Source organism: Nitratireductor sp. PBL-C9, assembly GCF_050877045.1.
Classification (GTDB): Bacteria; Pseudomonadota; Alphaproteobacteria; order Rhizobiales; family Rhizobiaceae; genus Nitratireductor; species Nitratireductor aquimarinus.
On record NZ_JBPAXW010000008.1, the window covers coordinates 90379 to 102816 of the forward strand.

Annotated in this window: 13 protein-coding genes; 2 read left to right on the forward strand and 11 right to left on the reverse strand. The window is 61.2% G+C overall.

Annotated features, from left to right (window positions below; all coding sequences use genetic code 11):
• Positions 1-13: 13 nt before the first annotated feature.
• On the reverse strand, positions 14-838 hold the full coding sequence (locus ACRTG1_RS17110) for a DUF6456 domain-containing protein (RefSeq protein WP_299936998.1): 825 nt from the start codon (positions 836-838) through the stop codon (positions 14-16).
• Between the two features lies 1 nt (position 839).
• Entirely contained in the window at positions 840-1271 is a 432-nt protein-coding gene (locus ACRTG1_RS17115; RefSeq protein WP_283799308.1) for a helix-turn-helix domain-containing protein, read from the reverse strand.
• Between the two features lie 204 nt (positions 1272-1475).
• On the opposite strand from ACRTG1_RS17115, the gene ACRTG1_RS17120 reads away from it, so the two are divergent.
• Positions 1476-1838, forward strand: coding sequence for a hypothetical protein (locus ACRTG1_RS17120; RefSeq protein ID WP_222473852.1), 363 nt, complete (start codon positions 1476-1478; stop codon positions 1836-1838).
• Between the two features lie 211 nt (positions 1839-2049).
• Here the strand turns inward: ACRTG1_RS17120 and ACRTG1_RS17125 are convergent, their stop codons facing one another.
• The 8 genes from ACRTG1_RS17125 to ACRTG1_RS17160 all read right to left on the reverse strand — a co-directional run bounded on the left by ACRTG1_RS17125 (position 2050) and on the right by ACRTG1_RS17160 (position 8791).
• Positions 2050-2469, reverse strand: coding sequence for a MucR family transcriptional regulator (locus ACRTG1_RS17125; protein ID WP_206545903.1), 420 nt, complete (start codon positions 2467-2469; stop codon positions 2050-2052).
• A 435-nt stretch (positions 2470-2904) separates the two neighbouring features.
• Positions 2905-3282, reverse strand: coding sequence for a monovalent cation/H(+) antiporter subunit G (gene mnhG, locus ACRTG1_RS17130; protein WP_113156224.1), 378 nt, complete (start codon positions 3280-3282; stop codon positions 2905-2907).
• A complete protein-coding gene (locus ACRTG1_RS17135; RefSeq protein WP_206545902.1) occupies positions 3282-3617 on the reverse strand; it encodes a cation:proton antiporter in 336 nt (111 codons plus the stop codon). Before ACRTG1_RS17135 ends, mnhG begins: the two co-directional genes overlap by 1 nt.
• On the reverse strand, positions 3614-4087 hold the full coding sequence (locus ACRTG1_RS17140) for a Na+/H+ antiporter subunit E (protein WP_113154595.1): 474 nt from the start codon (positions 4085-4087) through the stop codon (positions 3614-3616). The genes ACRTG1_RS17135 and ACRTG1_RS17140 overlap by 4 nt, the downstream gene beginning before the upstream one ends.
• On the reverse strand, positions 4084-5640 hold the full coding sequence (locus ACRTG1_RS17145) for a Na+/H+ antiporter subunit D (protein WP_432516707.1): 1557 nt from the start codon (positions 5638-5640) through the stop codon (positions 4084-4086). Before ACRTG1_RS17145 ends, ACRTG1_RS17140 begins: the two co-directional genes overlap by 4 nt.
• Before the next feature lie 7 nt (positions 5641-5647).
• A complete protein-coding gene (locus ACRTG1_RS17150) occupies positions 5648-6025 on the reverse strand; it encodes a Na+/H+ antiporter subunit C (RefSeq protein WP_113154593.1) in 378 nt (125 codons plus the stop codon).
• The gene (locus ACRTG1_RS17155) at positions 6025-6444 is read right to left on the reverse strand and encodes a Na+/H+ antiporter subunit B (protein WP_113154592.1); all 420 of its coding nucleotides are present in this window, start codon (positions 6442-6444) and stop codon (positions 6025-6027) included. Before ACRTG1_RS17155 ends, ACRTG1_RS17150 begins: the two co-directional genes overlap by 1 nt.
• Position 6445: 1 nt before the next feature.
• Positions 6446-8791: a putative monovalent cation/H+ antiporter subunit A gene (locus ACRTG1_RS17160; RefSeq protein WP_297558004.1), complete on the reverse strand. Its 2346-nt coding sequence runs from the start codon at positions 8789-8791 to the stop codon at positions 6446-6448.
• A gap of 472 nt (positions 8792-9263) precedes the next feature.
• Between ACRTG1_RS17160 and ACRTG1_RS17165 the strand changes: the two genes are divergently transcribed.
• Positions 9264-11381: a S9 family peptidase gene (locus ACRTG1_RS17165; protein WP_432516708.1), complete on the forward strand. Its 2118-nt coding sequence runs from the start codon at positions 9264-9266 to the stop codon at positions 11379-11381.
• On the opposite strand, the gene ACRTG1_RS17170 is transcribed toward ACRTG1_RS17165, so the two are convergent.
• A complete protein-coding gene (locus ACRTG1_RS17170) occupies positions 11356-12288 on the reverse strand; it encodes a cytochrome c (RefSeq protein ID WP_206545899.1) in 933 nt (310 codons plus the stop codon). The genes ACRTG1_RS17165 and ACRTG1_RS17170 overlap by 26 nt on opposite strands.
• Between the last annotated feature and the right edge of the window lie 150 nt (positions 12289-12438).

The window sequence follows — 12438 nt, forward strand, 5'->3', positions numbered from 1 at the left end:
GTTCCGCCGCACGTCAGGCGATTTTCGGACGATAATCCTCAACGCCCCAGTGAAGAATGGGCTTTTGCGCCGCCGCTCTCCCGGCGTCCCGTGGCGCATAATGGCGGTCGAGCGCGCCAAGCGCCGTCTTCAACACCACCTTCGCTGAACGCACGGGCCAGCCACGCTCCGTCTCCACCTGCTCGAGCCCTTTCAGGAAGCAGCAGATATCGACGAGAACGCCGGCAAGTTCCGGCCCCACCGCATTGAGCGCCCGGTCCACTCTCTGGCGCGCTGCGAGCGCCGCATCGGTGAGTTCGGCCCCCTCGCCTGCCCCACCGCTCCTCCTGCCCGCCGAAACCGTCGCCACCCAGTTGGCGCTCATCCGCGGCATGATCTGCCCGCGCGTATAGTCTGCGCGCAGCCTTTCCCCCGCATCGAACTCCGCCTGGTTCAGAAATGGCTGGCCATTGCGCGCCCGCCGGCGGGCAAGCTGGGCGAGCGGCGATTCGCTCAGTGTCGCCGACACCACTTCACGCTCCAGCCCCTCGCCAAAGCTTCGCTGTTCGAGCTCCCAGTGCTGCCTGCGAAAAGGTTCCTCACGCGCGCCAAGCCTGCACGCATGTGCGCTTCCCGCCTGCGTCAGCTTCACCCGTTCCCCATCACGAGAGACCAGATCATCACGGCTCAGCCTTTCCAGCACATCTCGCGCGATCGAGATCGTTCCCCGCTCTCCGCCATCCAGAAGCACCGCCCCCGTCTTCGCCCCGCGCTGAAGCCAGGCGGGCCCCTTCTGCAGAAACCTCAACGCCCTCTGAAATTCACGGCGCTGACGCACATCGTCCTTCATCACCGCCATCTCAGCGCACCTCCATATTGCGAAACGCAGCCGAGGTGATCCGCTCCGTCATCAGCACGATCCGGTCGAATTCTTCATCGTCGCGCATGTCCTCGATCAGATGGCACGCATATTGAACCGTGGTCCGGTCACGCCCGAAGCCACGCCCGACCTCGGTCATGTTCAACCCAAGCACAACATGCGCGACATACATGCCGATCTGGCGCACCCGCGTCACGCTGGTGGACGACCGACGGGCCTCGCGCAGCTCGCGCCCGCTCACATTGAACAGCGCTGCGAGGATATCGATGACGCATTCGCAGACGTCGCCCAGCCGCTCTTCGGTGACGGGGCTCAAGCGCCGCGCCAATGCCGGACGCTCGGTCTCCTCGGACACTCCTTCCGGCTCGGCTGCGTCTTGCGGCGGTTTGGTGGAATTTGAAAGCACAGGCATTATCCCTTCCCAAAAAAGAGGAATAAATTCTTATACCCTACACAACCACCAACGCGAACAAAGAGGGAACGATATTTCCCCATCGATCAATCAAGATATTGAAATACAGACATAAAAATTCTGAGACCGTTTTTCCAACACAGGTTTATCCCCGCCCGTGCCGCGCGCCCTCATAGTCACCCCAAATCAAGACAGGGATCGACCATGACCGCGATGAAGCAAGAACGCCTTGAGTTCCTTGAAGAAAAGAGAAAACGCCATGAACTGTCACGGCAAACGGCAGCACTGTTCCTCATTGGCGGCATCGATCTTGCCAAAGCGCTACAGACAACGGGCGCTGAACGCACCGCGCTGGTACAACGCCTGAAGCGTCTGATCGAAAGAGAGCGCCTGAAGGGTGTGCGCGGGCACTGGAGCTATGATCTCAACCGACACATCGCTCTAAAACAGGGGCTGGAACGCCTGGCGCCGGAAACACCATGCCCGGCACGAAGAAAATCCACACATCCGCCCGCAGCCATCTCGCTGGGCGCTCGCTCCGTCCCCCGAATTCCCGGAAACGCATGAGAAGCGTCGCATTTTGCGCAACAGGAAAAAGCCCCCCCTGAAACAAATCAGGCGTCGCTGTGGCAGCGACGCCTGAACCTTGAAGCGTGTAATCTCGGCGTAGCCGTTACACTGGATCACCCTGCGCCCGTCCGGGCAACAAAGGATGATCGAAACTTTTATAGAGCAGCCGAACAACCGAAAACCGGATGCCGCCTCTCGGTCCGAAGCTCTAGGTCTCTTTGCGCTTGCGGCCTAAACCCATCTGCTTGGCCAGCTTCGAGCGGGCAACCGCGTAGCTGGGCGCAACCATCGGGTAGTTCGGATCAAGGCCCCACTTCTCCCGATACTGCTCCGGCGTCATGCCGTAATGCGTCATCAGGTGGCGCTTCAGCGATTTGAACTTCTTACCGTCTTCAAGACAGATAATGTAGTCTTCATGCACCGAGCGCTTGGGGTTGACGGCCGGCTTCTGCTTCTCGGCCGGCGGCGCCTCAGGCGTTCCGCTGACACGGCCAAGAGCCGAGTGCACATCAGAGATCAGGTTGGAAAGCTCAGATGCGGGAACCGGATTGTTGCTGACATACGCGGCAACAACGTCCGCAGTCAGCTCTATAAGCATGTTGTCGTTCTTTACAGAATCGTCGTTCATTTCGTTACCTTGCCCCAACGTCATTAAAATTGGTCTCACCTCAAGTCGCCACTCATGAGGTCTCTAAAGGGAGCCAGATGTTTTTGGCATTTCTTGGCCCGACTCCCGATGAGGCAGCAATCTTATGATTACTTTTCTGCTTTCGGTCAACTCACTTTTTAAGTCTTATACTAGGCGACACTAGAAGCCGATTGTTTATCTCATCTCAAAAAAATCAAATTCATTCCAAAAATCAGACAAAATTGAGCTTACTGGAAAATTATATCTAAGCCCGCCTTATTAAATTTGAGTATTGAAGCCATGCCTTGTGAGGTATGACCCTGCACCCGAAGCCGCACTTCCCGGGAAAAGCCGGCTTCAGGCTTTTCAAAGACCATCATAAGTAGAATCCATCCCGGCAATGCCTCAAAAAGGATTTACCGGAAAATTATTCCACTATTCTTTGTCACTTCTTGCCTCTGCGTCAGGGGTCGTCGCATCCCCTCCCGCATTCGCCATCTCATCATGCACCGAACGACCCCAGAGCTTGTAGCCGGCCGCATAGGCGGCCTTGGCCAGGAGGTGCGCGGAAATGGGCGCTGTCAGCAGGAAGAAGACCACGGCAGCGAGCGCGCGCGTGACGATGGCCTGATCCTGCGCAAAGATCGCCAGGGCGATCAGCAACAGGCCCGAGCCGAGCGTGCCCGCCTTCGACGCCGCATGCATGCGGGTGTAAAGGTCAGGCAGGCGCAGAATGCCAATGGCCGCCACCAGCGTGAAGGCAGCGCCAATGATCATGAGCGCGCCGGTGAGAATGTTCAGCACGTCGCCCATCATTGGTCCTTGTCCCCGTAAATGCCCAGCGTATCGCGCTTCACGAACTCCTGCTCATAGCGGCGGCTGAGCACGAAGCGCGCAAACGCCACCGTCGCAAGGAAGCCGACAAGGCCAAGCGCAATGGCGATGTCGAGATAGAGCGTGAAGCCCGTGCGAATGCCGATGACGGCGATGAAGCCGATGGCGATCGTCACCAGCATGTCGAGAGCAAGAACCCGGTCGGGCAGGCTCGGCCCCACCAGCACCCGCACCACCGTGAGAAGAAACGACAGGCTGAGCAGGGCAAGCGCCACAAACTCGGCGAAGACGAGGAATTCTTGACTGGCGCTCATCGAAACGCCTCCATGATCTTTCGTTCAAAACCATCGGCGATGTCGCGACGCAGTTCATCCGGGTCGGAACAGTCGATGGCGTGCACGTAGAGGAAACGGCGGTCTTCCGACACGTCGACGGACAGCGTGCCCGGCGTCAGCGTGATCAGGTTCGCCAGAAGCGTGATCTCGAAATCGCGATCCACCTTGAGCGGATAGGCAAAAATGCCGGGCTTGATGTCCATCTTGGGCGACAGCACGAGAATGGCTACACGCCACGCTGAAAGCACCAGCTCGTAGAGGAAGAGAAGCGCCAGCGAGAGAACCCGCATGCTGCGCTCGAAATAACCGAGCGAGCCCACCTGCTCGCGGATCAGATAGAGCGTGGCCGCACCAAGCAGAAAGCCGAAGAGGAAGTTCGGCAGCGTGAACGAGCCGCTCACTGCGGTCCAGATCAGCGCCAGGAGAATGTTGATCAGGGACAGTTTCATTGCGCTGCCTCCACGGGAAAGACCGCTCCGATATAGGCGGACGGATCCAGAAGCCCTGCCGCAGCGGTCTCTGCGATGCGAATGAAGGGCTCAGGATACACGCCAAGAAGGATGATCGGAATGCAAAGCAGAGCCAGCGACACATAGCCGAGCCCCGGCCGTGCGTTCGGCTCGCCGCTCGGCGCACCTTCGGGCCGGTTGCGCCAGATCGCCAGGATATAGACGCGGCCAAGCGCAATCGTGGTCAGAAGACCCGTCGCGAGAATGGCCAGCGCGAGCCATGGCAGGCCGGATTCCAGCGATGCCTGCACAAGCAGGATTTTCGGCCACAGGCCGGATGCCGGCGGCAGGCCGGCCACGGCAAGCATCAGGATCAGCGCGAAGGCCCCCATCGCCGGATAGGCGCGGTAGAGACCGCCCAGCTCATGCAGCGAATAGCTGCCGCCAAGCTCCTTCATCACGCCCGCAAGCAGATAGAGCGCCGTCATCGCCAGAATGGAATGGAAAGCGTAGAGAACCGTACCGGTAAGCCCCTCTTCCGTCCCCAGCGCCAAACCGGCCAGCATGACGCCGACGCCCGAGATCACCACGAAACCCAGAACCCGGCGAACATCCGACTGGGCAAGCGCGCCCATAATGCCCAGCACCATCGTGCCGGCAGCCACCCAGGCGATCACGCCGGAAAGCTCCACGCGCTCGACCGGGAACATCATCACCAGCACGCGCAGCAGCGCATAGACGCCCACCTTGGTCAGAACGCCGCCAAACAGCGCCGCCGTGACGATGCGCGGCGTGTGATAGGAAGCCGGCAGCCAGAAATTGACGGGAAACGCCGCCGCCTTCATGCCGAAGGCCAGCAGATAGAGAACCGCCAGCGTCATCAGCGGCCCGGTGTCGCGCATGGCGTCGACCCTGCGCGCAATGTCCGCCATGTTCAGCGTACCGAACGTGCCGTAGAGATAGGCCGTCGCCGTCAGGAACAGCGTCGTGCCCACAAGGTTCAGGATCGCATATTTGGTCGCGCCGTCGAGCTGGCGTTCCGTCGAGCCCAGGATCAGAAGACCGAAGGACGAGATCAGGAACACCTCGAACCACACATAGAGGTTGAAGATGTCGCCCGTCAGGAACGAACCGCCCACACCGGCCATCAGGGCCATCACGAACGGGTAGAAGCCGTAACGGCGTCCCGTCGCCCCGATGTCCTTCATGGCGTAGAGCGCACACACGGCTGCCACCAGCGTCGCCACGAAGGCGAGCGAAGCGCCCAGCGCATCTGCGACAAAGGAAATGCCGAAGGGCGGCAGCCACCGCCCCATGGTCATCACCTGCGGCCCGTCGGCGAGCACCTGCAGCAAGAGCGCCGCATTGGCTGCCAGCGTCAGAAGCAGGCCGGTGATTGCGATACCGGCATGCAGGCGCGTCTCATGACGCACCATCAGCAGGATCGCGGCAAAAAGGATCGGCACCCCAACCGGCGCCACAATCATCCAGTCACCCAGCGTGGTCGGCTGGATCACCATTGCATCGGAAATGTCTATCGATTCAGCGGCCATCAGTGTCTCAGTATCCAAGCGGGGGCAGCGGCTCGCCCTCAGGTTCGGCGACGCGCATTCCGTCCGTATCGTCTGTTCCAAGTTCCTGATAGGCGCGGAACGCCAGCACAAGGAGGAACGCGAACAGCGAGAACGAGATCACGATTGCCGTCAGCACCAGCGCCTGTGGCAATGGGTTGGCGATCGCGGAGTCCGGCGTCTGCAGAGCCTCGGGAATGATCGGCGGCACCTCACGCATGAGCCGCCCTGCCGTGAAGATCGACAGGTTCACCGCATTGCCGAAGATCGAGACCCCCAGCAGGATGCGGATGATGTGCTTTGAAAGCATGAGATAAATGGCAACGGCAAAGAACACGCTGACCACAAAGGCAAGAGCGGCTTCCATTATCCATGCTCCCTTTCTTCAAGCGCCAGCGCGATCGACGTGATCGAGCCGAGCACCACCAGATAAACGCCGATGTCGAAGAACAGGACCGTCGACAGGTCCAGCGGCACGCCCAGAAAGTTCACCTTGGTCCACAGGCCCGTCATGAACGGCACCTGGAAGAAGTAGGAGAGCCAGCCAGCCAGCGCCGAGACCAGAAGTCCGAAACCGGAAATCGCCATCGGGTGGAAGTAAAGCGCCCGCCGCACCGGCGAAACACCACAGGCAATGCCATAGATCGCAAACGCAGAGGCCGCGATCAGACCGCCGATGAACCCGCCACCCGGCTCATTGTGCCCGCGCAGAAGCACGAACACGGAGAACAGGATCATCAGGCTCGTAAGATAGGGCGCGACCGTGCGGAAAATCAGAGTGCGCATATCAGCCCTCCCCGTTCTTGGAAGCGATCGGCTTCACACTGCGAACACGTACCAGCGCCAGAATGGCAAGGCCCGCAATCATCACCACGGCGATCTCGCCCAGCGTATCCGTCCCGCGGAAGTCCACCAGAATGACGTTCACGATGTTGCGGCCATGCGCCAGCACACGCGAATACTGCGTGAAGAAATCGCTCAGCTCGCTGTTGAACGGCACCTGCGTCACCCGCAGAAGCATCAGGCCGAGGGCCGCGCCGCACGTGCCCGCAACCGCCACGTCCATCACCTTCTCGCCCGTCGGGCGATGATCCGTCGGCGAAAGCCGCAGACGCGTCATGACCAGCGCCAGGATGACCACCGAAAGCGTCTCCACCATGAATTGGGTGAAGGAGAGATCCGGCGCACCCAGAAGCATGAAGATCAACGCCACGGAGAAGCCCTGAATGCCCAGCGAGACGATCGCCGTCAGGCGGTCGCGCGCATAGATCACCGCGCCCAGACCGATCAGCGCGATCAGAAGCACCGTCCACTCATAGAACGGCATGCGCGGCATCGAAGGAACAGCCGGCCACTCTTCATAAAGCCCCATCGGGATCAGGACGGCAGCGGCAACGGCGATGAAGGTCGCCGTCATGTAGTAGTCCAGCCGGCCGTTCTGGATGAGATTGGTCACCGAGAAGGAAACACGTGTCAGGCCGCGCATCACTTGGTCGAAACCCTTGTCCGGGCCCCAGCCGATGGCGTTGAGGATGCCGGCCATCGCCGCGCGCCCCTGCCCCAGCATGACGAACACCAGAACGCCAAGCGCAACCGTCACCACCGACAGCGCCAGCGGCATGCCGATATGCGGAATGGTCGAAATCGTCACCGTCACGGCCTCGCCGAGCACGGCGCTCGACATCGGGCTGCTGACGAGCTCATGGCTCACGCCGGAGAACAGTGCCGAGACCAGACCCAGCGCGCCCAGCACCACCGGTCCGAGCCAGAGCAGGATCGGCCCTTCATGGGCATGTTTGGGCGTTTCCACCTTCGCGCCAAGGAACGGCTTCAGCGCCACGGCGAAGCCGATGGCGAACATCAGCCCGTTGCCGGCGAGCGCCACCAGCGTCAGCATGGTGGTCCAGCCATTGGCAAAGCCGAGGCCGGCATAGATCTCTTCCTTGGCGAGGAAGCCGAAGAACAGCGGCACGCCGCCCATCGAGGCCGCCGCCAGAACAGCCGCCGTAAAGGTGATCGGCATTGCCGTGCGCAGGCCACCGAGCTTCGTGACGTCACGCGTACCGGATTCGTGGTCGACAAGGCCCGCGACCATGAACAGCGCGCCCTTGAACATGGAGTGCGCCACGAGATAGAGCACCGCCGCCTCGACCGCCTTTTCCGAGCCCACGCCCGTCAGCATGACAAGCAGCCCCAGCGAAGCCACGGTCGTGTAGGCCAGCATCAGCTTCAGGTCCGTCTGGCGCACGGCCAGAAGCGTTCCCACCAGAAGCGTCGTGCCGCCGAACAGCGGCAGAATGGTTTCCCAGGCAGCCGTATCACCCAGCACCGGATTGAGGCGCATCAGCAGATAGACGCCCGCCTTCACCATGGTCGCCGAATGCAGATAGGCCGAAACGGGCGTCGGCGCTTCCATCGCGTTGGGGAGCCAGAAGTGGAACGGGAACTGCGCCGACTTGGTGAACGCGCCGCCCAGAATGAGCAGCAGCGCCGCCATGTAGAGCGGTGCATCACGCAGCGCGCTCTCGGTCGCAAGCAGCGCCGACATGGAGTTGACGCCCGTGGCGCTCCAGATCACCAGAAGACCGGCAAGCAGCGAAAGGCCGCCAAGCCCCGTCACCACAAGCGCCTGCAAAGCCGCACGGCGCGAAGCCTCGCGCGAGTGATCGAAGCCGATCAGCAGGAACGAGGTGATCGAGGTCAGTTCCCAGAAAACGAACAGGGTGAGGAAGGAATCCGCGACCACAAGGCCCAGCATCGAGCCCATGAACATCAGGATGAACGAGAAAAAGCGCCCCTGATGCTCGTGCCCCTTCAGATAGCCGCCCGCATAAAGCACGATCAGCGTGCCGATGCCCGAGATCAGCAGCGCGAAAGTGACGGAAAGACCATCGAGGAACCAGGAAAAATCAACCGAAAGGCTCGGTATCCATGCATATCCGCCCGTCAGCGTTTCGCCATCGGAAACGGGTCCGACAAAGCCCGTAAAATGCAGAAAGATGAGAGCGGGCGCGATCGCCAGCACCCAGGCTGCATTGTGATGCAGCGCCCTTGTAAGCGCTGGTGCTATGGCGGCGGCTGCGAACGGCAGCAACAGAGCGAGAAATGTCAGCCACTGGCCGTCTGCCGTCATGAACTCTCCCCACTGGACTTAGTGTTTCAAGAAACTTCAGAAAATCTCACGGTGACATAAACACTCGCCCTCGGCACGACAAGGCGTAAACGCAACTCACAGGCGCGATGAAACGACGCCATTCACAAGAGATTGGTCAGCTTAAACCACCGGGGGCTCACTATGCAAAAACACCGCTGGAATCATGCCCACACAATCGGCAGGCCCCATCAGGTCGTTTGTTCCCCTATATAAGAAGAATGCATCATTCACGTTGCCCGCGTGAAACATAATGCAGCTTAGACACAGTCTTTTATTTCGACTGCCCAGAAGAGGCGGATCGCGCCCTCGATCTTCCTGCCCTCCCCGCCCGCAGGTATTTTTTCGATTGGCCATTGCCACGCGCCCCTTCGGCGGGACAAAAATGCGCCCAGCTTCACGCAGCGCTTCGCGCCGCACCTGCACACATTCCGCAGATACTCCAAGGTTTGCCATGACTTCCAAAGCATTTTCCTCGACAGCCAGCGCTCCCTCGCCCGAAGCCCGCCCCGTCAGCGACACCCGCCATGGCATCGAGCGCACGGACGACTATGCCTGGATGCGCGCCGACAACTGGCAGGAAGTCCTGCGCGACCCGGCCCTTCTGGCAGACGACATCCGCGCGCATCTGGAAGCCGAGAACGCCTATCAGGCGGAACTTCTGGCCGACACGGAAGCGTTGCAGAAAACCCTGGTCGCCGAGATGCGCGGACGCATCAAGGAGGACGAGACCTCCGTACCTGCCAAGGACGGCCCCTACGCCTATGCCGCCGGTTTCCGCACCGGGGGCGAATATCCGCGCTTCTTCCGCCTGCCGAGCGATGGCGACGACAACGCCCAAGAGGAAGTGCTGCTTGATGGCGACCGCGAGGCCGAGGGCAAGAGCTATTTCCGCATCGGCGGCGCCGACCATTCGCCGGACCACAAGCGCCTTCTCTGGGGCCAGGACGACAAGGGGTCGGAGCTCTACACACTGAGCGTGCGCGATCTCGAAAGCGGCAAGGAGCTTCCCGACACGGTCACCGAGACCGGCGGCAGCGGCGAATGGGACGCAGCCGGCAGTGGCTTCTTCTACACAAGGCTTGATGAGAACCACCGCCCGTCAAAAATCTTCTACCACCGGATCGGCGCGGATTCCGCTGAAGACCGCCTCATCTACGAGGAAGCCGATCCGGGTTTCTTCGTCGACGTGTCCGGCAGCCGCAATCACGACTGGATCTACATCTCCGCCCACGATCACGAGACGTCGGAGTGCCGCATCCTTCCCGCAAGCGATCCCGACGCCACGCCCCGTCTGGTGGCCGCGCGCGAAACCGGACTGCAATACGATCTGGAAGAAGGCGGCGACATCTTCTTCATCCTCACCAATGCGGATGACGCCAAGGACTTCAAGATCGTCACCGCGCCCGCAGGCGATCCCGCCCGCGCCAACTGGCAGGATCTGGTGCCCCACGAGCCGGGCCGGCTCATCCTCGCCATCATGGCGTTTGCCAATTACCTCGTGCGTCTGGAGCGCAAGGACGGCCTGCCGCGCCTCGTCATCCGCGACCGCGCCGACGGGTCGGAACATTTGATCGCCTTCGACGAGGAGGCCTATTCGCTCGGCCTGATGGGGTCCTACGAATACGACACCGAGACGCTCCGCTTCTCCTATTCGTCCATGACCACGCCGCAGCAGGTCTTCGACTACGACATGCGCACCCGTAAGCGTACACTCCTGAAGACGCAGGAAGTGCCCTCCGGCCACAATCCGGATGACTATATCACCCGTCGCCTCATGGCCCCTGCCCCCGATGGCGAACTGGTGCCCGTGTCGCTGGTCTATCGCAAGGACATCGCACTGGACGGCTCCGCGCCCTGCCTGCTCTATGGCTACGGCGCCTATGGCATGGCCATGCCCGCCGCTTTCAACACCAATTGCCTGTCTCTGGTCGACCGCGGCTTTGTCTACGCCATCGCACATATCCGCGGCGGTAAGGAAAAGGGCTACGCCTGGTATGAGGACGGCAAGCGCGAAAAGAAGGTCAACACCTTCACCGACTTCATCGCCGCCGCCTGCCATCTGGTCGCCGAGGGCTATACAAGCCACGACCGAATCGTGGCCGAAGGCGGGTCCGCCGGCGGCATGCTGATGGGCGCAATCGCAAACATGGCCCCCGAGGCGTTCGGCGGCATCGTCGCCGCCGTGCCGTTTGTCGATGTGCTCAACACCATGCTCGACGACACGCTGCCGCTCACCCCGCCGGAATGGCCCGAATGGGGCAATCCCATTGCCTCAAGGGCCGATTACGACACCATCGCCGCCTATTCGCCCTACGACAATGTGGGCGCGCAGAACTATCCGCCCATTCTGGCGCTCGCCGGCCTCACCGATCCGCGCGTGACTTACTGGGAGCCTGCGAAATGGGTGGCGCGTCTGAGAGAGCGCAAGAGCGGCGACAATCCGGTTCTTCTGAAAACCAATCTCGACGCCGGCCACGCCGGAGCCTCGGGCCGCTTTTCGCGGCTCGAGGAAAAGGCGCTCACCTATGCCTTCGTCCTGAAGGTCACCGGGAAGATGGATAACCGTTAGGCTTCGGCTGAACGGCAAGAAGATAGGCCGCGATCGCGTCGCGGTCTTCCTTGGAAAGCCGGGCCATGTTCTTCTGCACGGAGACCATGGCTCCGCCAACCGAATCGAACTCCGGCGTGAAGCCGCTTTCCAGATAATAGGCGATGTCGCCGGCCGACCAGGAGCCAATCCCGCCATCACCCGTGGTGATGTTCGGCACGATGCCCTCGCCTTCCGCCGAAACCGCACCCGCAAGCCACTGATCGTAGAGCTGTCCGCCGGCAAAATTGCGCGGCGTGTGGCACTCGCCGCAATGGCCCGCACCCTCCACGAGATACTGCCCGCGCCGTTCCGCATCAGAAGCATCGGCTCCCAGCGCAACCACCGGCTCGTCATGCATATAGGCCAGTTTCCATAGCCCGATGCCGCGACGCATTGTGAAGGGGAACGAAAGCTGATGCTCGCCCGCATCGCCCTCCACTTCGGGAAGCGTCTTGATGAAAGCGAACAGGTCGCTCACATCCTGCGGCTCCATCCGCGCATAGGAGGGATAGGGAAACGCCGGGTAGTAATGCTCGCCCTCGGGCGAAACCCCGTGCAGCATCGCATTGGCGAACGCCATGTCGCTCCAGCCGCCGATGCCGTCCTGCATATGTGGCGAAATGTTCGGTGCGACGAAGGTTCCGAAATCGGATTTCAACTCGACACCGCCGGCGAGTTCCAGCCGCGCATCGCCGTCAGCTCCGGGGCGCGCATGGCATGAGGCGCAGCCACCGGCCCAGAAGACCTGCTCGCCACGCTCCGCACTCGGCGCTTCCAGCGCGCCAAGCGCCCCGGCCTCCAGTGAGGTCGGAGCGCTCAACAGCCAGAACGCCGCTCCACCGCCCGCGATGACAATGAGGGCAGTGGTCAGCAATTTCTTCTTCATGACAATCCCGATCGTCCTGAGCTGAAAAATCGAACCGAAAGCCCGATGCGGCTTTTCGGTCCGATGTTCTCGACTAGAGCAATTCCAGGAAAAGTGGGAACCGGTTTTCGGTCCGGAATTGCGTAAGACAATGAATTAGAGCGTTTTCGC